The organism is Sporosarcina sp. HYO08, from assembly GCF_001563475.1.
Taxonomy (GTDB): domain Bacteria; phylum Bacillota; class Bacilli; order Bacillales_A; family Planococcaceae; genus Sporosarcina.
The window spans coordinates 282,228-308,968 of record NZ_LPUT01000023.1 but is presented as its reverse complement, the minus strand read 5'-3'; the positions used below and the strand labels follow the sequence as shown (position 1 = coordinate 308,968).

25 protein-coding genes and 2 riboswitches are annotated in these 26,741 nt (G+C 40.8%); of the genes, 17 read left to right on the top strand and 8 right to left on the bottom strand.

Going from position 1 to position 26,741, the window contains the following annotated elements; all coding sequences use genetic code 11:
- Positions 1 to 138 precede the first annotated feature (138 nt).
- The 3 genes from AU377_RS08510 to AU377_RS08500 form a co-directional block, all read right to left on the bottom strand.
- Positions 139 to 858 (bottom strand): Fic family protein, encoded by a 720-nt coding sequence (locus AU377_RS08510; protein ID WP_067407253.1) that lies wholly within the window; start codon positions 856 to 858, stop codon positions 139 to 141.
- Positions 859 to 1,114: 256 nt separating this feature from the next.
- The gene (locus tag AU377_RS08505) at positions 1,115 to 1,912 is read right to left on the bottom strand and encodes a hypothetical protein (protein ID WP_067406903.1); all 798 of its coding nucleotides are present in this window, start codon (positions 1,910 to 1,912) and stop codon (positions 1,115 to 1,117) included.
- A 188-nt stretch (positions 1,913 to 2,100) separates the two neighbouring features.
- Entirely contained in the window at positions 2,101 to 2,592 is a 492-nt protein-coding gene (locus AU377_RS08500; protein WP_067406901.1) for a hypothetical protein, read from the bottom strand.
- A gap of 365 nt (positions 2,593 to 2,957) precedes the next feature.
- Between AU377_RS08500 and AU377_RS08495 the strand changes: the two genes are divergently transcribed.
- The 10 genes from AU377_RS08495 to AU377_RS08450 all read left to right on the top strand — a co-directional run bounded on the left by AU377_RS08495 (position 2,958) and on the right by AU377_RS08450 (position 12,363).
- On the top strand, positions 2,958 to 3,833 hold the full coding sequence (locus AU377_RS08495) for a YitT family protein (protein ID WP_172794041.1): 876 nt from the start codon (positions 2,958 to 2,960) through the stop codon (positions 3,831 to 3,833).
- A gap of 463 nt (positions 3,834 to 4,296) precedes the next feature.
- Complete coding sequence (gene kynA, locus AU377_RS08490) at positions 4,297 to 5,151, top strand: tryptophan 2,3-dioxygenase (protein ID WP_082731978.1); 855 nt, start codon at positions 4,297 to 4,299, stop codon at positions 5,149 to 5,151.
- Positions 5,152 to 5,493: 342 nt separating this feature from the next.
- Positions 5,494 to 5,604, top strand: a riboswitch (SAM riboswitch).
- A gap of 92 nt (positions 5,605 to 5,696) precedes the next feature.
- Positions 5,697 to 6,257, top strand: coding sequence for a peptide-methionine (S)-S-oxide reductase MsrA (gene msrA / locus AU377_RS08485; RefSeq protein ID WP_067406900.1), 561 nt, complete (start codon positions 5,697 to 5,699; stop codon positions 6,255 to 6,257).
- Between the two features lie 92 nt (positions 6,258 to 6,349).
- Positions 6,350 to 6,459, top strand: a riboswitch (SAM riboswitch).
- Between the two features lie 90 nt (positions 6,460 to 6,549).
- Positions 6,550 to 7,371 (top strand): MetQ/NlpA family ABC transporter substrate-binding protein, encoded by an 822-nt coding sequence (locus tag AU377_RS08480; RefSeq protein ID WP_067406898.1) that lies wholly within the window; start codon positions 6,550 to 6,552, stop codon positions 7,369 to 7,371.
- A 6-nt stretch (positions 7,372 to 7,377) separates the two neighbouring features.
- Positions 7,378 to 8,379, top strand: coding sequence for a methionine ABC transporter ATP-binding protein (locus AU377_RS08475; RefSeq protein WP_067406895.1), 1,002 nt, complete (start codon positions 7,378 to 7,380; stop codon positions 8,377 to 8,379).
- Positions 8,369 to 9,022 (top strand): methionine ABC transporter permease, encoded by a 654-nt coding sequence (locus tag AU377_RS08470; RefSeq protein WP_067406891.1) that lies wholly within the window; start codon positions 8,369 to 8,371, stop codon positions 9,020 to 9,022. The genes AU377_RS08475 and AU377_RS08470 overlap by 11 nt, the downstream gene beginning before the upstream one ends.
- 15 nt (positions 9,023 to 9,037) lie before the next feature.
- The gene (locus AU377_RS08465) at positions 9,038 to 10,060 is read left to right on the top strand and encodes a CoA transferase subunit A (protein ID WP_067406888.1); all 1,023 of its coding nucleotides are present in this window, start codon (positions 9,038 to 9,040) and stop codon (positions 10,058 to 10,060) included.
- Positions 10,060 to 10,818 (top strand): CoA-transferase subunit beta, encoded by a 759-nt coding sequence (locus tag AU377_RS08460; protein ID WP_067406886.1) that lies wholly within the window; start codon positions 10,060 to 10,062, stop codon positions 10,816 to 10,818. The genes AU377_RS08465 and AU377_RS08460 overlap by 1 nt, the downstream gene beginning before the upstream one ends.
- Before the next feature lie 35 nt (positions 10,819 to 10,853).
- On the top strand, positions 10,854 to 11,639 hold the full coding sequence (locus tag AU377_RS08455; RefSeq protein ID WP_067406885.1) for a CoA transferase subunit A: 786 nt from the start codon (positions 10,854 to 10,856) through the stop codon (positions 11,637 to 11,639).
- Positions 11,632 to 12,363: a CoA-transferase subunit beta gene (locus AU377_RS08450; RefSeq protein WP_067406883.1), complete on the top strand. Its 732-nt coding sequence runs from the start codon at positions 11,632 to 11,634 to the stop codon at positions 12,361 to 12,363. Before AU377_RS08455 ends, AU377_RS08450 begins: the two co-directional genes overlap by 8 nt.
- A 124-nt stretch (positions 12,364 to 12,487) precedes the next feature.
- On the opposite strand, the gene AU377_RS08445 is transcribed toward AU377_RS08450, so the two are convergent.
- Positions 12,488 to 13,102, bottom strand: a complete 615-nt coding sequence (locus AU377_RS08445) for a PH domain-containing protein (protein ID WP_067406882.1) — start codon at positions 13,100 to 13,102, stop codon at positions 12,488 to 12,490.
- Between the two features lie 133 nt (positions 13,103 to 13,235).
- On the opposite strand from AU377_RS08445, the gene AU377_RS08440 reads away from it, so the two are divergent.
- From AU377_RS08440 to AU377_RS08425, 4 genes are all read left to right on the top strand, one after another.
- Positions 13,236 to 14,756 (top strand): DEAD/DEAH box helicase, encoded by a 1,521-nt coding sequence (locus AU377_RS08440; RefSeq protein WP_082731977.1) that lies wholly within the window; start codon positions 13,236 to 13,238, stop codon positions 14,754 to 14,756.
- A 30-nt stretch (positions 14,757 to 14,786) separates the two neighbouring features.
- Positions 14,787 to 15,572: a YqhG family protein gene (locus AU377_RS08435; protein ID WP_067406881.1), complete on the top strand. Its 786-nt coding sequence runs from the start codon at positions 14,787 to 14,789 to the stop codon at positions 15,570 to 15,572.
- A gap of 164 nt (positions 15,573 to 15,736) precedes the next feature.
- Positions 15,737 to 16,219 (top strand): metal-dependent hydrolase, encoded by a 483-nt coding sequence (locus AU377_RS08430; RefSeq protein ID WP_067406878.1) that lies wholly within the window; start codon positions 15,737 to 15,739, stop codon positions 16,217 to 16,219.
- Positions 16,220 to 16,259: 40 nt separating this feature from the next.
- Positions 16,260 to 16,970, top strand: coding sequence for an MOSC domain-containing protein (locus AU377_RS08425; protein ID WP_067406875.1), 711 nt, complete (start codon positions 16,260 to 16,262; stop codon positions 16,968 to 16,970).
- A gap of 71 nt (positions 16,971 to 17,041) precedes the next feature.
- Here the strand turns inward: AU377_RS08425 and AU377_RS08420 are convergent, their stop codons facing one another.
- Positions 17,042 to 19,576 (bottom strand): EAL domain-containing protein, encoded by a 2,535-nt coding sequence (locus AU377_RS08420; RefSeq protein WP_172794040.1) that lies wholly within the window; start codon positions 19,574 to 19,576, stop codon positions 17,042 to 17,044.
- A gap of 518 nt (positions 19,577 to 20,094) precedes the next feature.
- Here AU377_RS08420 and AU377_RS08410 point away from each other — a divergent pair.
- From AU377_RS08410 to AU377_RS08400, 3 genes are all read left to right on the top strand, one after another.
- A complete protein-coding gene (locus AU377_RS08410) occupies positions 20,095 to 21,297 on the top strand; it encodes a dicarboxylate/amino acid:cation symporter (protein ID WP_067406869.1) in 1,203 nt (400 codons plus the stop codon).
- A gap of 120 nt (positions 21,298 to 21,417) precedes the next feature.
- Complete coding sequence (locus AU377_RS08405; RefSeq protein WP_253724431.1) at positions 21,418 to 22,575, top strand: DUF2515 family protein; 1,158 nt, start codon at positions 21,418 to 21,420, stop codon at positions 22,573 to 22,575.
- A 52-nt stretch (positions 22,576 to 22,627) separates the two neighbouring features.
- On the top strand, positions 22,628 to 22,963 hold the full coding sequence (locus tag AU377_RS08400; RefSeq protein WP_067406866.1) for a CBO0543 family protein: 336 nt from the start codon (positions 22,628 to 22,630) through the stop codon (positions 22,961 to 22,963).
- A 102-nt stretch (positions 22,964 to 23,065) separates the two neighbouring features.
- Here the strand turns inward: AU377_RS08400 and AU377_RS08395 are convergent, their stop codons facing one another.
- From AU377_RS08395 to AU377_RS08385, 3 genes are all read right to left on the bottom strand, one after another.
- A complete protein-coding gene (locus AU377_RS08395) occupies positions 23,066 to 24,733 on the bottom strand; it encodes a ribonuclease J (protein WP_067406864.1) in 1,668 nt (555 codons plus the stop codon).
- 217 nt (positions 24,734 to 24,950) lie between these two features.
- Positions 24,951 to 25,886, bottom strand: a complete 936-nt coding sequence (locus tag AU377_RS08390; RefSeq protein ID WP_067406862.1) for an LCP family protein — start codon at positions 25,884 to 25,886, stop codon at positions 24,951 to 24,953.
- Between the two features lie 150 nt (positions 25,887 to 26,036).
- Positions 26,037 to 26,606 (bottom strand): biotin transporter BioY, encoded by a 570-nt coding sequence (locus AU377_RS08385; RefSeq protein WP_067406859.1) that lies wholly within the window; start codon positions 26,604 to 26,606, stop codon positions 26,037 to 26,039.
- Positions 26,607 to 26,741 lie beyond the last annotated feature (135 nt).

The following is a 26,741-nucleotide window of genomic DNA, read 5'->3' as shown; positions in this document are numbered from 1 at the left end:
GTTCAGCGGCATTCTAAAATGCCGCTGGACTAACAACTCAAAGCTTTGTGAAATTCCGGATCCTGCGACAAAGCAGCGGTGTCCGGAATTTTTGCCATTCATTTGACCACATTCAACTATTTTCCTGAAACAAACGTTTCATTTAGAATTCTCGCCAGGTGAGTCGGGAGATATTTGTTGTTTTTCTTTATTCGCAAAGCGTTGTAAACGTTGTTGTTCTTCCGTTAGTACTAATTCGATAAATTCGCTAAAGCCCGTTATATCTTGTTCAGCAAGATAACGTAAGTAAGTTGCTTTCTCTTTGCTATGAATAATGAGTGGAGCAAAATCGTGTTGTAATAAAGAATAATTGAGAAGCATACGTCCAGTGCGCCCGTTGCCATCTGCAAAAGGGTGAATACGCTCAAATACAATATGAGCTTCTGCAATAATGACTATTTTTTCTTGCGCAGTAGTAGCCGCTTGTAAACGATAATTCAAATTTTCTACCCATTGTTGCATAAGAAGTGGTGTTTCCCGCGCGCTGGCTGGCATAAAGTCAGCCCCTAGTATCGCATTGTCTACAGACTTAAATTGCCCTCTGTCATATTGCAAACGATCCATTAATAAAGCGTGAATTTCCTTGATTGTTTGCAAGTGAAGCGGCGCATCTTGTTCAATTTCTTGTACGAGATATCGAAAGGCTTGCTCATGGTTTTTAATTTCGTAAATTTCTCTCAAATCAACACTGCGATTGCTTGACACTTGATTGTGCAGAATAATTGAGATTGTTTCAGGTAATGTAATCGTATTCCCTTCTAACGCAGATGAATGATGAGCCAAACGGACAAGAATATCGTCTAAGTATTCTTTGGACATTTTTTTCAATGAATTCCCTCTTTTCTATTTCCGGTATTTGGATCTTTGTATGTTGCTTCATCCACTCGTCAAATGCGGGTACTGATGAACTCCTGAGTGCCTGTTCTTTTTGATCTTTTTTGGTTATTGTGGATTCTCTTCGTTTCTGTTAATTATATTCTACAAGACCTTAATTTTATTTTCTAGCTAAGTGTAGTCATTCTGCTATCCAATCGGGAAATCCGATAGTTTCTTCAAAAGACCTCTAAAAACCCCGTCATTCCGGGCAATAAAATCCCTCTACAGGCACGTCAAAGCACATGAAAATATCTCCAAAATACATCTCGTCCACCAATTGCTTTAGCACGCCATGAAAATACCCCGGCAAGTTGCGGATCGATTTCCTTTTTGTTGCCATTACGGTAATCATGAGCGCACGATAGGCAAGATCTTCGAAGACATTTTTGTCATCTTTGTAAATATCAAACTTTAACATTTTACTTGAGATCGCTTTATGAATACCAAAAAACTCGCGAGCTAGTTTAGTGTTTCCGATTGTTGTGTTAAGAAGATCTTTCATTCGACTAAAAAGACTTGTGGAGTACTTTGACGATTCCTTAGGAGACGTATTATTTAGATCTTTAGATTTTTTAGATTTAGAAAGAAAGGCTTCGTTTTCGGAAATGGGTTCGTTTTCCTTGTTGTCATGGGGTTTATCGGCCTCATCCCGGTCGTTCATTTTCCCGTGGTCATCGAAAGGTAAAATGATGTAAATATTGGCGCCGAGCCCGCTCATAACTGGACGAATATAGTGAACTTTTTCGATAATTTGTAGGCTGACAAGTTTCCGGATGGCACGGCGGACTGTTACGTTTGATACCCCAATCGCTTCTTCGATTGTTTCGTGTTTCAAATGTGCTGCACCGTATTTCACCGAATAGCGGCGGATCACGTCCAGCACCCGGCGATCTGATTTTGTCATTTGATCCCAGTGGCATAAGATATGCTGTTCAGCGGCTGTATCCATTTCGGCGATTGTAGTGAAGCGTGCGTGTTGTTTTAAATAATGTGTCATTTACTATTCCCCCTTTACCTTTTAGATAGAAGGGAGTGGTCAAAAAGGATACATGATTGGAAAATAAATATTTGGGAGAATTTTATTTGAGTGTGTAGATCGCCGATAAGAAACAAAAACAAAGAAATCTCACCCATCAACAAGATGACGGGCGAGATTTTCTACTACATAATGGTTATTCAATCAATTTAGTGGCACAGAACAATAATAGAAGTAGGGCTCGTTTGCGCTGGAATGCTTTTTGTTGTGAAGTCGTAAACAACGACCAATGTACGATTGGCGGGGTAGCGGCGGAACGCTTGCCCGTTCGTTAAAAGAATTTTCGTTTGTGGGGAAAGATTTAATTTTAATTGTCCGTCGCTGCTTAGTAAATTTCGATTAAAAAAGTCTACTTTTACGTTCCGATTCGGAGAATATTTAGCCATCACAATTGTCCGGTACTGCGGCGGATAGATGAATGGAACAGGCACATCTGCATCATAAAAACCTGTTACCCGATCTCCAATCCTGACCATTGTGTGATCAACAAAATAAGTAGTTGGTTCGACAACAAAATTGACAATAGATCCTGAACCATTATCGACTGTAAACAACTGATAACAACCGCCATTTTCATCTGTAGGTGTTATCCCAAAATCATTTATCGCAGTCACAGTCCCACTAAAAGAATTGATCTTCATCCAACCAACCTCCATCCAATATCATCTTACAGTATGCTTTTGCTAGACGATCTGTTCAATATAGATTCTGATTCTATTTTTGATTGATTGAAATGAAGCCTATTGTTAAAAAGGGAATAGTGTGCAGGTCAGGGAATAGTCCCCGGCTTTTTTGTTGTTCCAATCGTTACTCTATCTATGCATAAAATCCAATGTGAATGGGAACGGTATTTTGATGGAAAACTATATTTTAAAAGTGAAAAACACTTGTTAAAGTGAGATAATAAAAAATCAAGAATGATTGAACAGTGACAAATGCTACAATCCCTGTCATTCTAATTCAATGATCCATGAGATCAAGGCAAATGTAAGCAGGAGGAAAATTTATGAAAGCTATGAAAAAGCCCAAAAAAGTAAGCAAATTAAAAATGGGATTACGCGCATTAGCTGTTATGGCTGGGGCGTTTATAACCGCTTATGGTCTAGAGACTATACTCATTCCAAACAACGTATCAGACGGAGGCGTGACAGGTCTAAGTATCGTCGGTTCGCAATTATTTGGACTACCACTAGGTGTCCTTATCGCAGTACTCAATATCCCCTTTGTATTTTTAGGGTATAAACAAATTGGTAGGAGCTTTGCGATTTATTCCGTACTGGGCATCGCTTCACTTGCATACGGGACGAGTATTATGCATCAACTCCCTACGATTATCGAAGGAGATACGTTATTAGTAACAGTTGTTGGGGGAATCATCATTGGTATTGGTATGGGGATCGCGTTACGAAATGGCGGTGCGTTAGATGGTATTGATATGCTGGCTGTACTTTTTTCCCGAAGATTGCCATTTGGAACAAGCGACCTTATTTTATTTTTAAACTTATTTGTATTTATCGTCGTTTCGTTCGTATTTGGTCTTCAAGGTGCATTCTTATCAGGAATTGCTTATTATATTGCCTCTAAAGTCATTCAGATCGTTGAAGAAGGTTTAAGCGGTTCGAAGACTTATAAAATTATTACAAGCGAACCAGAATTAATGGTAGAAATGATCCGTGACCGCCTCGGCCGCAGTGCAACGTATAACATTGTTAAGGGAAGCTATTCAAAAGAAACCTATAAAGAAATTACGTGTATCATTAATCGGCTAGAAGATAGCAAAATGAAGGAAATTATTTATGAAATTGACCCAAATGCGTTCGTTGTTGTCTATGACGTTGCTGAAGTGAAGGGCGGTAATTTTAAGAAAAGAGATATTCATTGAGTGCAATTCCATCTCACTATTTTGGGACAGGAGTCTTCTTCTACAATACTTTAGTAATCATATATTGGAAAAGGTCGGGGGGTCATCCCTGACTTTTAATTTAATCACATTGGATAAAAATCGCTTAGAGAAATCTCTGAGCGGTTTTTATGTGCAGCATTTTTAGCCGCCTTATATAGATGGGATGGGCATTCATTCGGGCTCTTTCATAAGGTGAAGGAGGGGATTGTTGGAGGGAAGCCCGTCAAAAATCATAAGTGATACCGCATCATTGACGTTATGTCATTGACATTCCGTTAAGGGGACTGCTATTATATCAATATGCTAATAAGTGGAAAACTCAGTCGAGAGGGAGTGGATGAAAAAGGTCGATTGCGAAATTAGTCCAAATAAATGAAAGCGCTATCAAAAGTGTGGAAGTGAAACTTTTTCAAGATGCTCAAAATTAAAGGAGGAAATAGCATTGAATAAGTCAATTGCAGATCTTCATAAAAAGCTTGAAGCGGAAAAAAATATTCATACCGATTTTAAGAATAAAATGACTTATGGCGAATATTTAAGCCTAGATTCTATCTTATCAAGCCAAAAAAGACTTTCAGGCCACCACGATGAAATGCTGTTTATCATTATTCACCAAGTAAGCGAGTTGTGGATGAAACTTGTTCTCCATGAATTGACAGCGGCGATTCAAGCGATTGAAGCGGGGGAAATGCAATCAGCCTTTAAAATGTTGGCACGTGTGACGAAAATTCAGTCTCAAATTATTCAGGCATGGGATGTTTTATCGACGATGACGCCTGCCGAGTATTTGGAGTTCCGCGATTCCCTTGGTCAGGCATCGGGTTTTCAATCGTATCAATATCGATTAATTGAATTTGCATTAGGTTATAAAACAAGTCACATATTAAAAATTTACGAGAAAGATCAAAAAGTTCATGAAACCCTTAAACAAGCTTTTGATGCACCAAGTATTTATGACGTTGCGATCAAATCACTTGCACGGGCCGGCTTTTCGATTAATCCGGATTTGCTGACGCGCGATTATTCAGAGACGTACGGCGGAGACCCAACTGTTGCAGCTGCTTGGGAAGAAGTTTATCGCGATGTGAATAAGTATTGGGATTTATATCAGCTTGCTGAAAAATTGGTCGATGTAGAAGACTGGCTGCAGCAATGGCGATTCCGTCATGCGAAAACAGTGGAAAGGATTATTGGATTTAAAGTAGGAACAGGGGGTTCATCGGGTGTTAATTATTTGAAACAAGTATTGGATCATCGCTTCTTCCCAGAACTTTGGGATTTGCGAACGAAGTTATAATCACTGAATGATCATTTTACATCATACACTTTTAATGAAGTGGGTCGTGCCGTTGACGATTGTGCTCGTTTTTCTGAATACACTTGGTTTAATTTGAGCTTTTCAATTTTAGTGTCCTTAACCCATTTGGATCAATATTATTTGCAATTGTTTTTTCGGGGGGATTTTAGCGTATTTGGTCTTGGAAAAGGTCATTTGGGACAATGAAGGTAAGAAAGAATATAGCTATTTAGTTGGATGATCCATTTCAAATTATGCCTAACATATCTTGTATTTGCTGCAAAAGTCTATTGACATCACGCAATTTAAAGACTAGTATGAATATCAACAAAATATTTGAAACTCTTATGAAGAGAGGCGGAGGGACTGGCCCTTTGATGCCTCGGCAACCATTGAACTTGTTCAAACGGTGCCAATTCCAGCAGATTTCTTTGAAAATCTGACAGATAAGAGGTTTTGCACACATCGTGGAGTAGATATGGGCAACCTCTTATTAGTTTAAGAGGTTGCCTTTTTATTTAATAAGAAATGGGGGAATGATGTAGATGGCTGAAAGAAAAAACAATCATTACGAAATCGCAACATTTGCAGGGGGGTGTTTCTGGTGTATGGTGCAACCGTTTGATACACAACCGGGAATTGAAAAGGTTGTTTCAGGTTATATTGGCGGAACAACAGAAAATCCAACGTATGAAGAGGTGCGTGCGGGAATCACCGGTCATACGGAAGCAGTGCAAATTACATACGATCCTACTATTTTTCCATATGAGCAACTCGTTGAAATTTATTGGCAGCAAATTGATCCGACGGATGCAGAGGGGCAATTTCGCAGTCGCGGATCCTCTTATCGAACCGTCATTTTTTACCATAGCGAGGAGCAAAGGAAAATCGCGGAACAATCAAAACAAGCGTTAATTGAAAGCGATCGTTTTTCAAAGCCAATCGTAACGACGATTGAACCAGCGACAACATTCTATCTTGCAGAAGAGTATCATCAAGATTATTATCAAAAAAATCCTGATCAGTATGCAGTTTTTAAAGAAGAATCGGGCAGAGCACCATTCATCCGCGAGAATTGGAAATCGATAGTCCCTGCGAAGAAGTGAGCTACTACTCTATTAAATATTAAAGACTTAGTTGACAAATAGGAATTATTGGTTTAATGTAAGTTTCAAGAAAATAATTAAATGACTAAAAACTCTTATAAAGAGAGGTTGAGGGACTGGCCCTTTGATACCTCGGCAACCATTGAACTTGTTCAAACGGTGCCAATTCCAGCAGATTCTTTAGGAGTCTGATCTATGAGAGGTTTTGCATACATGCTTTGACATGCAATGACCTCTAACTTTGGTTAGGGGTCATTTTTTATAAGCATAAAAAAATTAGGGGGAAAAGAACATGAAGAAAATCATCACAAGTTTGTTGTTAGTTGTTGTCAGTGCATTTCTTTTAGCGGCTTGTGGAAATGCATCCGCAGACGATGAAAAGAAAATTAAGATCGGAGCGACTGCCGGTCCTTATAGTGATCAGTTGAAAGAAGGGATTATTCCATTATTGGAAGCGGACGGCTATAAAGTGCAAATCGTCGAATTTAATGACTATATTCAGCCGAATAAGGCATTGGATGAAAAAGATATTGATGCAAATCTATTTCAAAATCGCATTTATTTAACGAATTTCAACGACAGCCACGGGATGGATCTTGATCCGGCGTTTGCGGTGCCAACAGCTCCGATCGCATTATATTCTGAGAAGCATACATCGTTGGACGATGTGAAGGAAGGTATGACCGTCACATTGCCAAATGATCCGACGAACTTGGCAAGATCGCTGCACATGTTGGAAGGTTACGGTTGGATTAAGGTAAACCCTGACGTTGAACAGACGACAGCTTCTGAGAAAGACATTATTGAAAATAAGTACAATTTAAAAGTGCAGCCATTAGATGCTGCGGCTACACCACGTTCCTTAAGTGATGCTGACTTTGCTTTCGTCAATGGAAATTTTGCGCTTGCGTCCGGATTGAAACTGGAAGAGGCGGTTGATGTGGAAAAAACGCCTGAGGATTTCTTAATTTACATGACAATCCGTAAAGAAGATGCAGAAAAACCTTTTGCGAAAGCGTTGAAGGCTGCTTATGAATCCGACGAATTTTTACAATATACGAACGAAAATTCAAAAGGGTATGTAAAGCCTGCTTATCAGCTTGAGAAGGAGTGATTGCCGATGATTGATATTGTGAATGTGACCAAACAATACAAAGAAGTGACTGCTGTAGATCATGTCAATTTGAACATTCGTCAAGGTGAAATTTTCGGGATCATTGGGTATAGCGGCGCGGGCAAAAGTACTTTGCTGCGTTGCTTGAACTTATTGGAAAAGCCTACAACAGGGCAGATCTACATCGATGGAAAAGAAATTACATCCTTAACGAAAAAAGAAGTGCGGAAAGAGCGGCTAAAGGTTGGCATGATCTTTCAACATTTCCATCTAATTAGTTCGAAAACCGTTTTTGAAAACGTCGCATTTTCATTGAAGGCTGCACGTAAAACGAAAGATGAAATTCGGGTGCGGGTATTGGAATTGCTTGAGATGGTCGGCCTTTCGGATCGCGCGGATCATTATCCATCCCAATTGTCAGGCGGGCAAAAGCAACGTGTCGGGATTGCGCGCGCATTAGCGAATGAACCGAAAGTGTTGCTTTGTGATGAAGCAACATCTGCCCTTGATCCAACGACGACGGTTTCCATTTTAAATCTATTGAAAAAAATCAATCAGAAACTAGGCATCACAATTGTCCTCATTACGCATGAAATGGAAGTCGTGAAAGAGATTTGCCATCGGATTGCAGTGATGGAAAACGGGCAAGTTGTTGAATCTGGGGACGTCTATGATCTATTCGCAGATCCGAAGACTTCATTGACAAAGCAATTTGTTCAAACGGTCCATTCTTTAGTGTTACCAGAACGGTTACTTGCTGGCCGGAAGGGACCCATTATTCAAATCGTTTTTCGGGGGGAGTCGGCAGAGGAAGGCGTTCTCTCGGAAACATTGGAAAAATTCAAAGTGTCCGTGAATATTCTTCACGGACAGATCACTTATATACAAGATCGTCCATTAGGCACACTCATCGTTGAGATTAACGGCGAGGCATCAGAAAGACAAAAAGCGATCGACTATATGACAACACGAACGAATCAATTGGAGGTGCTAGCAAATGCCGCTTGAGATGATCAATGAATTTGGAAAAGCTTTTGTTGAAACGTCTTGGATGATGGGGATTGCGGTCGTTTTTGCCATTCTCATTGGCGTCCCTCTTGGCATTGGTTTGTTCGCGACAAGTGAAGGGATGTTTTGGCAAAATCGGGCAGTGCAAAATATTGCGGGCACTGCGATTAATATTATTCGTTCATTGCCATTTATCATCTTACTTGTTGTGCTCATCCCTGTGACGAAGCTTATTCTTGGCACGACAACTGGGCCGACTGCCGCAAGTATATCGCTCACTGTGGCAGCCATCCCATTTTACGCACGTTTAGTGGAAACATCATTGCGCGAAATCGACAAAGGGGTTATTGAAGCAGCCGAATCATGCGGCGCTTCTCCGTGGCTCATCATTAAGGAAGTACTTTTACCGGAAGCAAGATCAGGCATGATTGCGGGATTAACGGTGACAGTCATTAGCTTGTTGAGTTATTCGGCAATGGCCGGGATGGTTGGCGGCGGCGGTATTGGAGACTTGGCCATTCGATTTGGCTATTACCGTTTCCAAAATGAAATTATGCTCGTTACCGTTGTCATTTTAATTATTCTTGTACAGCTCATTCAATATGTTGGGGATCGATCTGCAAAAGCAGTCGATCGGAGATAAAGGAGGAAAAAAGATATGACGGTACGAACAGAAGAAGTGTCATCGAGGCTTTACGGATGGGAACACCCGGATACAATGAGGGAATACAGAAAAAAACATAAATCTTTTGCCAAAAAAGATAAACGAACAACGCTCGCTGAAGCGGTGTCCCGTGGTGTGAAGGACGGAGATTATATCGCTTTCGGGGGGATGGGTTCCGTACGAAATCCGATTGCGGCAGTTCATGAGATCATTCGTCAAAAAATTGGGGATTTAACAATCGGCACAAAAGGATCACAGCATGATTGGCAATTGCTTGCGGCAGCAGGAAATGTAACGAAGGCCGAAGTAGCTTATGGGTTTGGAGATGAAGTGCGTGGCCTCTCAAGACCTGCACGGGCGGCGGCTGAGTCCGGGCGTCTCAAAGTGTTATCAGAAACAACGAATGCAGGGTTCCAATGGCGGTTTACCGCTGCCATGAAAGGATTATCCTTTTATCCAACGCGTTCGTCGCTAGGTACAGATACACTGCACTATAGCGGTTCAAAAACGATTATAGATCCATTTACCAATGAACCAGTAGAATTATTGCCAGCTTGCTATCCGGATGTTGTCATCATTCATGTACATCGTGCAGATCGCTATGGCAACTGCCAAATTGACGGGAATATTGCAGAGGATATCGAACTTGCCCATGCAGGTAAATTTGTCATCATTACCGCTGAAGAAATTATTCATGATGAAGTGATTCAACAGGATCCAGCATTGACGAAAATTCCTTATTTTGTCGTCGATGCGGTTGTCGAAGTACCATACGGCTCCCATCCCAACCAAGTACCTGGCCTCTATTCGTTTGACGAAACACATTGGCAGGAGTGGCTGGATGCTTCGCTGACCGATGAGGATGTTGAACAATACTTTAATACATACGTCTACGGAACGAAAGACCATTATGCCTATTTAGAAAAAATCGGGGGCGTACGTGTTCTCCGTGAACTTGAGAAAATTGAAAAGAAATTGGCGCCATATCCAAAAGTGGCGAGAAGGAGAGGGAAATAATGGCCAACGAAACAGAAAAAATGATTGTTGCCGCAGCGCGGTTATTGCCTGCGGACGGAGCAGTATTTGTCGGAACAGGTATGCCGCTTCTTGCTTCCGTATTAGCGTTGAATACACATGCGCCCGATCTGTTGCTCGTCTATGAAGGCGGCGGCGTTGGCGGGAAACCAACCGGAAGATTGCCGATTCAAGTAAGCGAATCGTTAACGTATGAAAACGGCGTGACAGTTGGGTCGATGGATTACGTCATGAGTCTGGCACAAGCAGGTTGGATCCAATATGGATTTCTAGGCGGCGCGCAAATCGATCAATACGGAAACTTGAATACAACGGTTATTGGGGATTGGGAAAAGCCGAAAGTCAGACTTCCTGGTTCTGGCGGCGGAGCGGATTTAGCGTCACTCTGCGAAAAAACGATTGTCATTATCGGGCAGGATCGAAAGAAATTTGTCAAGGAGCTGGATTTCCTCACGAGCCCAGGCTATTTCACAGGTCCAGGTGAACGAGAGAAAGCAGGTTTGCCGGCAAATACAGGGCCTTATCGCGTCATTACACAGTTAGGGGTTTATGGATTTGATAAGGAAACGAAAAAAATGACGTTGTTGCATTTATTTGAAGGACACACGCTAGAAGAAGTCCAAGAGAATAGCAGTTTCCCAATTGCCATCTCGAAAGATTGGACGTATGTCACAAAACCGACAGATGAAGAGCTTACGACATTGCGTTCACTTGATCCGGACGGAGTTGTGATTGCATAGAGCACTAGAAAAATAGTCGGAATGGAGGAATTTACATGACAAAACAAAAAACTTTACAGGAAGCGGTCGCTTCCATTCAAGATGGTTCGCTCCTTGCGCTTGGGGGAAATGCTTTACATCGATCTCCGCTTTCTTTTGTTCGCGAGCTGGTTCGTCAAGGGAAAAAAGAACTCTCTGTAATTAAAACAGCCGGTGCATTAGATATTGACCTGCTTGCTTTAGCAAAATCGATTCGTTCGGTTTATGCAGGGTATATCGGCTTTGAGATGCTCGGTTTGGCGCAAAATTACCGGAAAGGCGTTCAAAACGAAGAAATCATCGTCCATGAACACGCTTGTGCCAGTGTTATCGCGGGACTACGGGCAAGTATTTACGGTGTGCCGTTCCAGCCAATCAATGGGTTCCAAGGAAGTGAACTGCCGGAGTTGACGGGATTGGTTCGAAATGTAACTTGTCCGTTTACGAATAAAGAAACGGCGGTTGTGGAAGCACTACGTCCGGATATTACAGTTATCCATGTAAGCATAGCTGATGAAAAGGGAAATGCGTATATCGACGGTGCAGCCTTTGAAGATTTGATCATGGTGAAAGCAGCGGCGCGGGTCATTATTACAGCTGAAAAAATCATTGATTCGACTGAGTGGAAAGTGACACCTCAAGTACCAGGATTCCTTGTGGAAACGGTTGTACTTGCAGAAAAGGGCGCAGCGCCTGGAAGCTGCGGATCATTATATTCGATTGATGAGGATGAAGTGACGCGTTACTTGCAAGATCCTGAAAGTTACTTAGAAAAAGTGAAAGGAGTGGCTTCCCATGTCTAATTTGAAGCCCGCTGATTATATAACGGTTGCAATGGCGCGATTGATCAACGACGGTGAGCGCGTTTTCCATGGTGTTGCTTCTCCGATGCCGGCTATTGCCATTCAACTTGCGAAAAAGTTACATGCTAAAAATGCTGTTTATGTCAGCATCGCGGGTGGAGTGGATGCAGTGCCAACGGACTATTCAAGCGTTTCGACAGCGGATGCGTCATTAGCTGAAGGCGCCCTTGCACCTTTCACATTAGCTGACATCTTTGACTTATCGGCACGCGGTGCGTTGGATGTTGCTTTTTTAAGCGGCGCGCAAATTGATGGCGCCGGCCGGTTGAATTTAAGTGCCATTGGATCGTTTGAGAAGCCAAAAGTCCGTTTGCCGGGCGGAGCGGGCAGTGCGGCACTTCTTCCAACGGTAAAACGGGGGATTTTATGGAAAACAACGCATGATAAACGGGCGCTTGTCGACAAGCTAGACGTTGTCACGGCATCGGGCAATACGGAATTTGTCGTTACACCGCTTGCTATTTTCAAAAAATCCGAACAAGACAATCAGCTTAAACTGTATTCTTTATTGCCGACAGCAAAGATTGAAGATGTCATTGAGAATACAGGATTTCCGATTGAAAAACATCAGGAATTCCATGAATTTCCGCGAGTGACGGACGAAGAGATTCAATACTTAGAAGAGATTGACCCAAAAGGTGTTCGTTATAGTGAGTTTAGCTAATTATCATATGTAATGGAAGAGACTGTCTTATCGTCGGTTTTCATCGACAGATCGGGCAGTCTTTTTATAAACAAAAGATACCTAGTTCGGCATATTTGCAGAACTAGGTACTTCTTTTTCAGTTTCAATTGTTGATATATTTCTCAAACACATCGCCAAAGTCTATCACATGGTATTGGGAGCGGGCCGATGATAGCCAAGAGAAACTAAATTCGGTCAATTGTTTATACTGGTCGGCCAATTGAATGTCAGACGGTCTTGCGTTTTGCAACACTGTTACAGCTTTATCCAAACTTTGTGTCGCCATGTCAAATAGTATGTTGTTGTCGTAGACTTTTTCTGAGATATAGACCAATGCTTTGTATAGATCCTTTAATTGATCCAGCTGCTTTTTGTCGACATCAATGCTGTATGACTGATCGCCTAAAGTGAACTTGATTTCAACATCTAAATCTACTCTTCCCGCCGTTTCCAAAAATACATTGGTGAACTGATATTGTGAATAAGGATAACGTTTTAGCACGCGTTTCGAAGAGATCGCATTTTCCCCATCAACATGGATGAAGGCGATGTTCGTAAAGCAATATTCATCCGCTTTTGTCTTGATCAAAAAATAAATTTTTTCATTGTCTTCATGTCGAATATAATCATCTGCATCTGTTTTGTCATAGTCTTCTGGACCAATGATTTTACCGATATCCGATAATCCTAATGCGTCTGAAGCGAATTTTTTCAGCATATGACCATCCTCTTTTCTGTTCTAGTATGCTTACACTCATATTATAACATTCAATGATGATTCAAAAAATAAACATAGGAACTTCATTTTGGGGCATCTTAATCGTACAAAACAGTTGCGTGAGGTGATATTTATGATCATTGAAAGGTCGTCTGGATGGAAAGATGGATTAGTGGAAAGGTTGGAAAATCGTGAAGCATGGGATAGTTGGACATTGTATAAAATGCATTACGAGGCAGTCAAAGCAAACTTGATCACAGATTTCTATGGTCTTCAATGTACTAAATATTTGCCGAATTTAACGCCGCTTAAGCACCAATTGGAAGCCGCGGAAACAGTCATCGAACGGATGAATGGCAAAGCGATTCTTGGGGATGAAGTAGGGCTCGGGAAAACAATTGAAGCGGGTTTAATTTTAAAAGAATATTTAATAAGAGGGCTTGTGAAAAAAGCGTTGATTTTGGCGCCAGCTTCGCTTGTGACCCAATGGATTGAAGAATTAAATCAGAAATTTTATATCCCTGCGATCCAATATAAGAAAAATTATGATTTGAACGCTTGTGATATTGTCGTCATGAGTCTAGATACAGCGAAACGAAGTCCGCATATGGAGAAAATTTATGAGCAGGCGTATGATTTGATCATTATTGACGAGGCACATAAATTAAAAAACCATAAAACGAAAAGCTATGAGTTTGTCCAACATTTAAAGAAAAAATTTTGTTTATTGTTAACGGCAACGCCTGTTCAAAACGATGTGTTTGAATTATTTTATTTGATTTCATTACTGAAACCAGGTCATTTGGGGAATTACGAAGCGTTCCAATCCTACTTTTCCGCGAGTAAACGTCATGTGGAACATGATGAGTTTTTAAAAGAATTGGTCAATCAAGTAATGGTTCGAAATAGAAGACAGGATACAGGGATAGAATGGACGAATCGCCGCGTGCAAATACTGCCGATCGATTTTTCGGACAAAGAAAAAGCCATTTACGATATGATTTCAGATCTAAAAAATGTGTCGCCAGTTTTTTCGGATGCATTTTCCATGATTACGCTTCAAAGGGAAATGTGCAGCAGTAAGGAAGCTGCATTTGTCACGTTAACGAAAATGCGTCAAAAATGTGCGAATGAAGAGGATCTGTCTTATATAGATGCCATTATTCAACAAATGAATGAATTAGATCGTAACTCGAAAGCGGAAAAGGCTTTCGAAATTATTTCTGAAGTAAACGACAAGGTTATTATTTTTACCGAATATCGGGCAACTCAAACATATTTGCAGTGGTTTTTACAAAAAAAAGGCATTACAAGTGTTCCTTTCAATGGGCAGTTTAATAAAAGTAAACGTGAGTGGATGAAGCAATTATTTAAAGAAAAAGCACAAGTGCTCATTGCGACGGAATCCGGCAGCGAAGGGATCAACTTACAATTTTGCCATCACGTCATTAATTATGATCTGCCTTGGAATCCAATGAAGTTAGAACAGCGGATTGGACGTGTTCACCGATTAGGGCAAGAACATGACGTTCATATTTATAATTTAGCAGTTCAACATACAATTGAAGATCATATATTAGATTTGCTTTATGAAAAAATCGATGTTTTTGAAAAAGTAGTGGGGGAACTGGATGATATTTTGTCTCAGGCATAATAGTTGGAGAAGAAAGGAGGTTTCATGCGCATGTATCCCCAACAAATTCATGATTATTTACATCAATTTTTCAAAGAAAATAATTGCCCGATTTTAAGTAGGCATGACCATTTCATCTGCGTTCAATTAACGATTGAAATGGATAAAAGAATTATGAATAGGCCCTTTTATTGGAAATACCAAGAAAGTACGAATGAGGAACCTCGTCCGGCGCAGCTTACATTGATCACCGATAAAAATAAATTAGTGGAAGACATCAAAGGAGAAGTTGTCCATTTCGGTTCCCCGCGGCTGAATCAACTGTTTCAAGTAACGAAAGAAAAAGGGTCGTTTGTTCAAATGTATGAAGTAGATCCATTGGATTCCAAAGCAATGTTAGCACCGTGGTTAGGTGTGAATTATAAAGTATCCTATTCGAGTAATCAAATGACCGAAAAACTTTATTCATTGGGCATTCATTTAATGACAGGGAAAGTCATTGATGGCTTTCATGAATCTATACAGGACATTGACTTAAGTGCGACTATGCAAGAAAATACTTTTTATCCGCCGCCAATTATTCAACCGATTCGGGCATTGGATCGATTGGATATGGTGATTGAAAACATCATCGAACAAGATGATCACACATGGATGGAAGAAGCAAAATTAAGAAGAAAAAAGGAAAGGCAGATCCTGGAATATTTTTATGAAGGGATGGAAGATCGACCGGAGTGTTATGAAATTGAAAAAGAAGCGATTGATCAACAATATGAAACGAAAATAAAAATTGAAGTGTTGAGTGGTGGGATATTTTATTTGAAAAGTTCAAGGTAACGCGGATTTAGTCCATTCGTAGCTGTATGGCGCTTCGATCGCTTGGCTGTGAATGGGCTTTTTGGTATGACAATTGCATTTTCACGAAAATACTTTTGGAACTGGTATAATCATACATATTCCCCTTAGTTAAAGGGGAAAAAACTCTAGAAAAGGAAGAAAGCATGAGAGGAAAAACACACATCGTAGGCGGGATCGCAGCAAGTCTTGCTTTTGCCCATTTCTATCACTATGATCCAATTAGTACATTAGGAGCCGGGGTGGCTGGGGCGTTGCTGCCGGACATTTGCCATAGCGGTAGTACAATTGGCAGGAAATTACCGCTCTTATCAAAGCTCGTCAATAAGCTATTTGGGCATCGCACCTTTACGCATAGCTTATTATTTTTAGTCACTGTCGCCTTCCTATTGAATATGTATGTACCGAATGAATCCTTGCGCGGCGGATTTTTAGTCGGAATGGCAAGTCATTATTTGTTAGACATGGCTACTAAAAATGGGATTCAATTGTTGTATCCGATTCGATTTACTGTTCGTTTTCCATTGACTGCCAAAACTGGCGGGGCAGTGGAAACGGTTGTATTTGCAGTGTTATCATTGTTTTCATTTTATATGGGTTATTTATTGTTTGACCATTATTTGGGTTGATTTTTAGCGGCCAATCAACGAATTGCGGGGGGATATGAAAATGATGCAACCACATGTACTAAAAATATTCACGGGAAAAGTAAAGCAATTGGGTGATCCAAATGCCAAGGATCGTATGGATCGACAATGGGAAAGCGGAATGTTTAAGACTGAAAAGAATGAGCGGGTTTGGTTGGGGAAAACAGCACTCGAAGGGGATGAGGTAGCGGACAAAATCAACCATGGCGGTCCGGAAAAAGCTGTGTTTGCCTATCCAGCGAAGCATTATGCCGATTGGAAAAAAGAGTTGAAGTTGGAAACGATTGATATGGGGGCTATGGGTGAAAATCTGGCCGTACACGACATGGCCGAATCGACTGTCTGTATTGGGGATATTTATCAATTAGGAGATGCCCTTATCCAAGTATCCCAACCGAGACGACCTTGCTGGAAACCGGCAAGAAGATTTCGAGTGGTCGATTTGGCGTTAAGGATCCAAGACAGCGGAAGGACTGGATGGTATTTCCGCGTTTTAAAGGAAGGTGCGATCCGGCGGGGCGAACGGTTGGAGTTAATCGAACGTCCTTATCCGAAATGGACGATTGCCGCGTGCAATGAAGTGATGTATGTGCGTAAAGACGATAGGAAACTGGCTAGCGATCTTGCTTCATGTGAACTGTTGGCAGAGAGTTGGCGGCAGTCATTGGAAAAAAGGTTACAAGGGGAGGCTCCGTCGGACGAGAGGCGAGTATTTGGGCCGAATAAAGCGTGAGAAATTTTAAAAGGGAAAAGGCTGTCCTAAAATGAAGAGCCAGGCACTTCCAGGACAGCCCTTTCACTTTTTTACAACTTATTAAAGTAATGATCCACGCGATCTGTTACAAATAAATGATCTGCGGGCACGGGACTGTTTTCGAGACGCAGTTGAAATTGATTAAGCTTTTTAATTAACAATTCTCTCCGTTTTTCTTTCAAAATAAATTGGATGCCGTATCGGTAGACATCATCTATTTCTGATGTATGAATGATCTTCCCATGTAATACCAATTCATTCCCCAAAATTGACATTTTGAATTGTAAGGTGAGGTCTTCTTTTGCGGGCAGTTTAATATTTGATAGGAATCGTAATCCACCAGGTCCAATATTTTCGATTAATACGTTAGTACGTCCTAATTGAACTTTTTTTCCATTCAACTCCGATATAGTCATCGAACATTCCAATGGGTATTGAAATTCAATTCTAAAATATTTTCTTCTTTCCGTCGTGTTTTGAACAAGGTTTTCAGAAATCGACGGTCCCTTCAATAAAGTTAACAGCTGATCTTCTGACACAGGCCTGCTGAACAAATATCCTTGCACCCAATCGCATTGTAAATTCGATAAAAATGCAAGCTGCTCGGCCGTTTCAACACCTTCAGCAACAACAATAATAGAAAGCTTTTTCGCCAATTGGACAATGGAAGTGACAATTTCAACACTTTCCTGATCATTAGGAAGCTCTTTAACGAAAGATTTGTCCAACTTTACAATATTAGGTTTTATTTCTTTTAAGCTTCTATAAGAGGCATAGCCCGTGCCAAAATCATCGAGGGATACTTGGATGCCAAGTGTACGTAATTTAGCGATTTTCTTAATCTTATTTTCTTGTTGTTCTAACATAACACTTTCAGTAATTTCAACATTTAACCATTTGGGATCTAGTTCGTGCTCTTCCAAAATTTGGATAATAGTATCCACTAAATTTTCATTGAAAAACTGCGCAGCTGATAAATTGACAGAAGCTTGTATGAAATATCCCTTTTTATGCCACTCTTTCAAGTTTTCGCACACCGTTCGAATAATCCATTCGCCAATAGGGATGATCAATCCCGATTCTTCCGCGAGCGGAATGAATTCATTCGGAGGAACAATTCCCCATTTTGGATGATCCCAACGAAGAAGCGCCTCTACACTTCCAATTTCATTTGTCACTGGATGGACAATCGGTTGATAATGAACAATGAATTCATTGTTATGTAACGCTTGTTGCAGATCATTTCGCAATGAAAAAATTTTATGCGTAGCAATATCGGTTGTCGGAGAAAAGATTTGATAATGATGACTTCCTTTTTTCTCCGCGAGATACAATGCTAAATCTGTATTTTTTATAAGCGTATTTGCATCATTTCCAGACTCGGGATAAATCCCAATGCCGATTGATGCCGTGATAAAAAGATTATAATCTTTTATTTGAATGGACTGCTCGAAAAATTGCAATACCTCTTTAGCGATTTTTTCGATCATCTTGTCATCGTGGAGAGGTGTCGTTAAAATGGCAAACTCATCACCATCAATTCTTGCGAGCATTTCAATAGATTGCGAGCAATGACGATGTAGGTTTCGGGCAATTTCAATTAACAATAAATCACCAATTTTATGCCCTAGCGAATCATTCAAATATTTAAATCCGTCTAAGTTCAGGAATAAGACAGCAAATTTACGATCGTCAACATTGGCGAGCCGTATTTCTAAATTTAACCGTTCTTCAAAAGCTCTCCGATTCGGCAACTCCGTTAAATAATCGTGATAAGCCATATAGTGAATTTCTCGTTGTTGTTTTTTGATTCTCGTTATGTCCTGGAGGTTGCAAACGATGCCATTCACGCTTGCATTGTGAAGTAGATTTTTTATGCTTATTTTAAAGTCTCGCCATTCACCATTTTTATGTTTTAGGCGTAATTCGATTTCTGTTGTTTTGTTCGGTCGCTTCATAATATTATCAAGCTTCCGGTTGGCTAGTGAAAGATCATCCGTATGTACGAGGTGGGCATAATTCTTCCCAAGATGCCCATCCGCGGTATAACCGAGTATTTTTTCAGTCGCTGCACTGGCAAATAAGATATTACCTTCTCTGTTTAGAATACAAATAATTTCTTCGGCGTGATTTAATAAAGATTGAAATCTTTCCTGCGATGTTTGTAAGCTGTGATTCAAATCTCTTCTATCAGTAATATTCCGCGTTAGGCCGTATAATCCAATGATTTCATCATTTTCTAGTCGAATTGGAACGAGTGTAACGTCAATTGGTATAAAATCGCCATCTAGACCTGTCATGCGATACTCCACATATTTAGCTTCGCCGCCCAATACTTCATTGAAGTAAGCATCTACTTGGGCAACATCCTCGGGGTGAACGAACTTCTTATACGGTTTGCCGACGAGCCGATTGAAAACGTCTTTGACTAGCGGGCTCCCCCCGCGAAATTTTACAATGGTGCCATATAAATCTACAACAAATAAAAGTATATCTGGTGAATTCTCAAAAATATCAGGATAGGAATGTTTTTCTTGCTCTAAATAATGATTTAATTTCCGCTTGTTTTTAAATTTGGTAAGCATAGAATCCTCCTTAGTTGTACAAGTCATCGGTTAATTTAGGGCATATTATATCATAGATTGGGAATGAACGAGTCTGGACCTTTAGAATCAGATTAAGTCAATGAGTAGTGAGTGATAGTTAAGGGGGAATTGATTAGGTTGTTTTCACCATACAATTTCACAATGCCTCTCTTTACATCTACAACGAATAAAGCAATTAGGCGAAAGAATCCGGTGTTGGAAGGTTTTTCCAATCCCGGATAAACGCCCTGTTCCTGCTTTTCACCGAAATTGAAAGGCATGGAATCCCCATTAAAGTGAAAGAAATTATGACTCTTATAGTAGGAGCATTGTACCACGTCGGGAAGGAATGTTGTATCTGAAATACCTGTTATATGAAAAGACCGCATCAATGCATGTCTGATCTGCCCGAAGACGAATAGATTAATATAGAAGAGATTTTCATTCATGCCGACTGCCTAATTTGTATAGGATGGAGTAGGGGGAAAAAGGAGGAAAAATAGGGGAGGGAAAAGGACATGAAGATTAGGTTTAATCTTGTAACGCAAATTTTTATCGCGTTTGTCTTGGCCATTATACTTGGAAGTCTATTTGGCAGCTCCATCAATTTTCTAAAGCCTCTTGGTGATTTGTTTTTACGATTGATCAAATTTATTATTGCGCCGCTTATCTTGTCCACACTTGTTGTCGGGGTCGCGGGAACTTCAGATCCGAAGCAATTGGGTCGGATGGGCATCAAAACAGTTGTCTATTATTTGGGGACGACAGCCATCGCGATTATCATCGGATTGGCTGTTGCATTTTCCATCGGGCCGGGTAAAGGGGTTACGATGTCAACAGAAGGGTTGGCTGTTCCCGAAGCGGCAGCGCAAGAACCGCAAAGTACGATTACGACAATTTTGAATATCATTCCGGAAAATCCATTCGCGGCTTTGGCTGCGGGAAGTATTTTGCAAATCATTTTCTTCGCTTTATTCATCGGGCTGGCTATTACATTTGTAGGGGAAAAAGCGCAGCCGGTCTATCGCTTTTTTGAAGGATTTGCGGAAGTGATGTTTAAAATTACAGGCATTGTCATGAAAGTTGCACCAATCGGGATTCTGGGATTGCTTGCACCGGTGATCGGTCAATACGGTTTATCGGTTTTATTACCGCTCTTAAAAGTCATTTTAGCTGTCTATATCGCCTGTATTCTTCATGCAGTAATCGTTTATTCAATGGCCGTGAAAACATGGGGAAAAATGAGCCCGCTAAAGTTTTTCAAAGGAATCTCACCAGCCGCCCTCGTTGCTTTTAGTACAGCAAGCAGTGCGGGAACGCTGCCGGTAACGATTAAAAACACAAACGAAAATCTCGGCGTCCCGAATAAAATTTCAAGTTTCGTCCTGCCGCTTGGGGCAACTGTCAATATGGATGGAACAGCGATTTACCAAGGAGTAGCCGTCATATTTATTGCGCAATTTTACAGTTTAGAACTCACTTTCGTCCAACTGCTTACAGTTGTCTTAATCACCATATTGGCAAGCATTGGAACCGCGGGAGTGCCGGGTGCTGGCATGATTATGTTAGCGATGGTACTCACTTCAGTAAATATGCCGCTTGAAGGCATTGCGCTCATCGCGGGAATCGATCGCGTATTAGACATGATGCGTACAACTGTCAATATCGTCGGCGATGCATCCGCCGCGGTAGTTGTGGCGGGAACAGAGAAGAAAAAGTAGAAGAAGGTGCACGGCACCCAAACAAACGTGAAAGTTTCGACATTCACGTTTGTTGAAACTTTCATGTTTAATAGGATTAACGTGATGGTTTGGGTGCCTGGCACTTGGCGGGGGTGCATCGTGCTTAATTTCATCAAGAAAATAAGGGGAAAATTACGGCTGCCGGATCACTTACTGGAAATTAGAGATGAACTGAAACGGATGGACCGCACGAATCGGCCAGAGGAACAAAATTTGCCGCTGCACGAACAGCATTTGCTGCAAACGATTCGATTGAAAACGGAACAGTTGAATGTAAATAATGTAACAAGAACGAAAGCGTATCTTGATTTTTATAATTGTTGGCCGGACATTCACTGGGCATTTCTTGGGCATATCGTTTCGAGAAATGGCGGATGGAATATGACAGACTTACGCGGAGAATTTCTTGCCAGATTAATGACCGAATCGTCCCGCACTCATTTCTTTTCGTTTTTGGAAAGGGGAAACTGGCTCATTTTTCAAGATGCGTACCCGCAATTTTTATTGTATGAAGAAAGTGTCATGCGAAACCGCAACTTGTTTTATCTCTTATCTTATTTGAATGTCTCGGTTTTCATGGAAGTGATCTGGAATTATTTTTGGAAGGAACATGATCCTGCCATCCTTGCCATTGCTTTAATTATTAATGAACAAAGTTATTTAGAAAATCGGGTCGTTCAAAATCCAGTCTACAAGAAAAAAGTTTTTCAGACAGTAGAGTTTGTTTTACAAGATTTTTTATCATTCAATCATATTTTATTTCCATTCGCAAAGGAGGGGGAGGAGCTAAGAAGGGCATCACTTAGGGGATTGACACTGCACCATTTCGGATTTTTGCATGAGCGGATTCAACTTGGAAAGGAATTGTACCAACTGTTGTTTCAAGATCCGGAGCTGTTCGAGAAAGTGTATCAATGGGCGATCACGCATCCCCATACGGGATCAAGAAAAGATTATTGGCCGGATGTCTTTAATGATTTACACGAAAGATTGCCGGGACATGCGTTTTCGCGGCGGCTAAAATTATGCCGCTTGAGAAAGGGCTCCCCTCGAATTTATAGTCCAAAACTCGAGTATGCATGGCAAAATGTCATCCATCCGGAGGCGGAGCTGGGAGATTGGTTTGAGCACTGGCATGTCATTCATTATTTACTAAGGGAAAACGCAACCATTAATGGAAAGATCGTAGGTGACTATTGTGAAACACTCGAAAAACTTGAACTTGCGGCAATTGCCAAAAATGCAATTTTCCCGTAGAGTCCAACCGTATGTCTTCGCAATTCTTTTCGCTGCATTAGTAGGGACTTATGTGGAATTATGGTTTGTTGAAAAAAACTTTTACACATTTTCCATCCGGCCCTTCCCCGAAATCTTTTCGATTAATATCGCATTTACACTATTACTCATTCCATCCATCACATTCATTTATCTTTTAGTAGCAGGGAAGATGGCCAGTTGGCTTCGGCTCATCTTTACAATAGCCCTTTGCGCTTTTGTACCCTATGCAGAGGAGCAGGCAGTGCAGTATGGGTTCCTTTCTCTTGGTGATCAATGGAATTCATATTACTCTTCAGTCGGTTACTTCATCTTTCTTGTACTTATTTGGAAGTTGTATAAGTGGAATCGATCTATAGCTGCAAAATAAGGTGCCAGGCACCAAAACAAACGTGAAAGTTTCGACATTCACGTTTGTTTAAACAATCATGTTAAATTGAATTAACGTGATTTTTCGGGTGCCTGGCACTTATTATATTTCGATAATGAATGGTAGGATCATCGGTCTTCTTTTGGTTCTGACGTATAATAATTGTTCGACGGTGTTTTTGATTTTTCGTTTTAAGTTTCGTTGGTTGGCTGTCGATTGTTTCCATTCTTCGATCGTTTTTGTAACCATTTCATTGACTTCGTTAAGTAGATCTTTCGACTCGGGGTCAAATACGAACCCACGTGAAAAAGTATCAGGACCTGAAATAAGTGTTCGGTTTTTTCCGAGTGTTACGATGACAACAAGCATTCCTTCTTCGGAAAGTAACTTGCGGTCACGCATGACAATTTTGCCGACTTCGCCGATCCCGAATCCGTCCACAAAAATATTCCCCGACTGTACATCCCGCGTTTGGCGGGCAACCCCGCCCAGAATATCAACAACATCTCCGTTCTCAATAATAAAAATATTGTCTGATTGGATCCCGACGGATTCGGCCAGCCTTTTATGGTGATGCAACATTCTCAATTCACCGTGTATCGGAACGAAATATTTAGGTTTCATTAAAGCGAGCATCAACCGTAATTCTTCCTGGAAGGCATGACCCGAAACGTGCATGCCCGACGCACTTCCAGAACCATAGATGACATTTGCACCTAATTGATATAAGTTGTCGACGATGCGGGAAACACTTTTTTCATTTCCAGGAATCGGACTTGCGGAGAAAATGACGGTATCCCCGGGTGAAACAGAAACTTGCCGGAAAGAGCCGCTCGCAAGCCGCGCCAAAGCTGCCATCGGTTCGCCTTGACTGCCCGTACATAACACGACAACGTTTTCGGGATCCATATGGTTCACTTCTTGGGCCTCTATTAACATGCCTTCCGGTATTGTCAAATAGCCGAGGTCAGCAGCTACGGAAACGACATTCACCATACTTCTTCCAAGCAAAGCTACTTTCCGATTGGTCTTCATGGCGGCATCGATAATTTGTTGCACACGGTTTACATTTGACGCAAAAGTTGAAATGAAAATTTTCCGATGCGCTTTGCGGAATTCCTCTTCAATATGCTCGCCGACAATCCGTTCCGATTGTGAGAAACCAGGACGTTCGGCATTCGTACTTTCTGATAATAAAAGGATAACATCCTTTTTACCAAGCGCAGCCATTTTATATAGATCGGGTAACTCACCATTTACCGGTGTTAAATCGAATTTAAAATCACCCGTATGTACCACAATTCCTTCGGGCGTTTCAAAAGCGATACCGAGGCAATCGGGAATACTATGATTTGTTTTGAAAAAAGTCGTTGTAATGGACCCAAAGTGAAGAGTCGAATCGCTGTTTACCGTTACGAGTTCCGATTCCCTAAGCAGTTTATGCTCTTTTAATTTAATTCTGATTAACCCCAACGTTAATTTGCTTGCATAAATAGGGATGTTTAGTTGTTTCAATAGATAGGGAATCCCGCCGATATGGTCTTCATGTCCATGGGTAACGACCAAACCCCGGATTTTATCTTTATTTTCTTGTAGATAGGCAATGTCTTGGATGATTAAATCAATGCCTAATTGACTTTCATCCGGAAATTTGGAACCACAGTCGATGATTATGATGTCATCTGCATATTGCAATACATACATATTTTTTCCAATTTCATTAATGCCGCCTAAGGCAAAAACCGATAAGGTGTTTGCTGTTGAATTCAATATCAGATTCCTCCTGCGAAACATAGATGTTCGCAGTATTGCCCCTTTGCCTATTTTTTATAATCTTCGAACACATGGTTTCACTAAATAGCATGCGATTTTCTGCCATGCAAAATAATCCTGTTGAGGGCAAAAACCCCTTCAACAGGATTATTTTGATCGCTAAAACGTCTTATCACAAAGATTTGTGTCTGATCGGCAGCGTCGAAGAGAATTTTTAGTTCAATTCCAAATGCTGCTTCAACTCATCCGACATCTGATTCAATTCTGCCTCATCCATGATGTAATACCAAATTCGACCGTTCATGCGCTGGCCGTGTCCTTTTTCAAAATGTAATTGGTCGATTGTACCAGCAGCTGCCCGATAACTTTTTTGAACTTCCATCATTTCATCGAACGTCATATTTGTTTTTACATTGTCTCCGAGTGCATTAAAAATACCGCGATACTTCAATAAATTATTAAATGATGCACCTTTATGCAAGACGCCTTGAATAACCTGCTTTTGCCGTTCTTGGCGACCAAAATCTCCGTTTGGATCTCCTTTTCGCATGCGAATGTAAGACAATGCTTCTTTCCCATTTAACGTTATAGTGCCAGCCGGGAAATGAATAGAATCTTGGGTGAAATCAAAAGCATTTTCCACTTTAATCCCGCCAACTGCATCTACGATATCTTGAAATCCTTCCATATTAATTTCTGCCACATAATCAATGGGCATGTCCAATAAATTTTCAACCGATGCTAAAGACATTTCAATCCCGCCAAATGCAAAGGCGTGGTTCAGTTTATCTTTTTTGCCGTAACCGACGATTTCAGTATACGTATCCCGTGGAATGCTGACCATTTTTGTAGATTTTAACTTCGGATTAACGGTTAAGACAATCATCGTATCCGATCGTCCTTTGTCGCCTTCTCGTTCATCAACCCCTAATACAAGTACTGAAAAGGGATGCTGGTTTTCGAGTTCGATCTCATTGGCTCGCTTGTCTGATTCTTCACGGTCAATTGGACTGTGCATATTTTTTAAGGTGGAAGACAATTCCGTATAAAAACTTAGCGCATAGGCTCCAAAACTAACAAAGACTAGTAAAAGAACAATCCATGGCCATTTTTTTCGTTTTTTCATCTGTTTTATTTCTGAACGTTTCACAAGTATTCCTCCAGTTAAATAGACCTCTTGTATGAAAAGACTATTTAGTAGACGTTCAAAGGATCAGTTTAGTTTCAGTTATAAAACCCCATTATAAAAAAGCCATGTAGCTGAATGCAATCATTCGGCACATGGCATGACATAAAAATATTATTTTGCTTCTGCTTCCCGAGTTGTTAAAAGGCTTGTCGATTTCAAGCGATTTCGAACAGCAATACCCGCCCACGCTGCCAAGTATGCTTTAATAAAGCCACCGATAATGAATGGCAAAAATCCACCAGCGAACGCAGCCGTCCAAGATAAATCCGCTACGATCTTTAACCAAACCGTTCCAAATATCAATGCGACAAACATGCCAATGACATTTGCGATCATCGCATGAAGCATAGAAAAGCTCGTTTTCTCTAAATAATAACCGATGATAAATGCTGTAGGAATAAATCCAATTAAATAGCCCCCAGTAGGTCCTACTAAAATACCGATCCCAGCAGACATTTGCGCGAAAACTGGAATACCAATTGCGCCTAGCGCTAAATAAATTAAAATCGATACTGTCCCGTATCTAGCACCCAAAATAGTCGCGGCCAGGCCAATCGCTAATGTTTGTCCGGTAATCGGAACAAGCGGCAGGGGCACAGTCACTTGTGCCAATACCCCAGTAATGGCCGCAAATAGTGCAGATACAATCATCATACGTAGTTTTGTACTAGATTCTGTCATATGAATTCCTCTCCCTTGGTGGTTAACCTAAATATATAAGTAGTTGACACATTTATCATTATTCATGAACGTGTTAAATATGTCAACTACATCTTAGAAGAGGTTAACATTAGGAGATTCAATGTGTTGACATAA

What these genes read in the sequence shown, in the direction of transcription:
- AU377_RS08510 (WP_067407253.1), bottom strand. Translation starts at nt 858, where the DNA reads ATGTCCAAAGAATACTTAGACGATATTCTTGTCCGTTTGGCTCATCAT.
- AU377_RS08505 (WP_067406903.1), bottom strand. Translation starts at nt 1,912, where the DNA reads ATGACACATTATTTAAAACAACACGCACGCTTCACTACAATCGCCGAA.
- AU377_RS08500 (WP_067406901.1), bottom strand. Translation starts at nt 2,592, where the DNA reads ATGAAGATCAATTCTTTTAGTGGGACTGTGACTGCGATAAATGATTTT.
- AU377_RS08495 (WP_172794041.1), top strand. Translation starts at nt 2,958, where the DNA reads ATGAAAGCTATGAAAAAGCCCAAAAAAGTAAGCAAATTAAAAATGGGA.
- msrA (WP_067406900.1), top strand. Translation starts at nt 5,697, where the DNA reads ATGGCTGAAAGAAAAAACAATCATTACGAAATCGCAACATTTGCAGGG.
- AU377_RS08480 (WP_067406898.1), top strand. Translation starts at nt 6,550, where the DNA reads ATGAAGAAAATCATCACAAGTTTGTTGTTAGTTGTTGTCAGTGCATTT.
- AU377_RS08475 (WP_067406895.1), top strand. Translation starts at nt 7,378, where the DNA reads ATGATTGATATTGTGAATGTGACCAAACAATACAAAGAAGTGACTGCT.
- AU377_RS08470 (WP_067406891.1), top strand. Translation starts at nt 8,369, where the DNA reads ATGCCGCTTGAGATGATCAATGAATTTGGAAAAGCTTTTGTTGAAACG.
- AU377_RS08465 (WP_067406888.1), top strand. Translation starts at nt 9,038, where the DNA reads ATGACGGTACGAACAGAAGAAGTGTCATCGAGGCTTTACGGATGGGAA.
- AU377_RS08460 (WP_067406886.1), top strand. Translation starts at nt 10,060, where the DNA reads ATGGCCAACGAAACAGAAAAAATGATTGTTGCCGCAGCGCGGTTATTG.
- AU377_RS08455 (WP_067406885.1), top strand. Translation starts at nt 10,854, where the DNA reads ATGACAAAACAAAAAACTTTACAGGAAGCGGTCGCTTCCATTCAAGAT.
- AU377_RS08450 (WP_067406883.1), top strand. Translation starts at nt 11,632, where the DNA reads ATGTCTAATTTGAAGCCCGCTGATTATATAACGGTTGCAATGGCGCGA.
- AU377_RS08445 (WP_067406882.1), bottom strand. Translation starts at nt 13,102, where the DNA reads ATGCTGAAAAAATTCGCTTCAGACGCATTAGGATTATCGGATATCGGT.
- AU377_RS08440 (WP_082731977.1), top strand. Translation starts at nt 13,236, where the DNA reads ATGATCATTGAAAGGTCGTCTGGATGGAAAGATGGATTAGTGGAAAGG.
- AU377_RS08435 (WP_067406881.1), top strand. Translation starts at nt 14,787, where the DNA reads ATGTATCCCCAACAAATTCATGATTATTTACATCAATTTTTCAAAGAA.
- AU377_RS08430 (WP_067406878.1), top strand. Translation starts at nt 15,737, where the DNA reads ATGAGAGGAAAAACACACATCGTAGGCGGGATCGCAGCAAGTCTTGCT.
- AU377_RS08425 (WP_067406875.1), top strand. Translation starts at nt 16,260, where the DNA reads ATGATGCAACCACATGTACTAAAAATATTCACGGGAAAAGTAAAGCAA.
- AU377_RS08420 (WP_172794040.1), bottom strand. Translation starts at nt 19,576, where the DNA reads ATGCTTACCAAATTTAAAAACAAGCGGAAATTAAATCATTATTTAGAG.
- AU377_RS08410 (WP_067406869.1), top strand. Translation starts at nt 20,095, where the DNA reads ATGAAGATTAGGTTTAATCTTGTAACGCAAATTTTTATCGCGTTTGTC.
- AU377_RS08385 (WP_067406859.1), bottom strand. Translation starts at nt 26,606, where the DNA reads ATGACAGAATCTAGTACAAAACTACGTATGATGATTGTATCTGCACTA.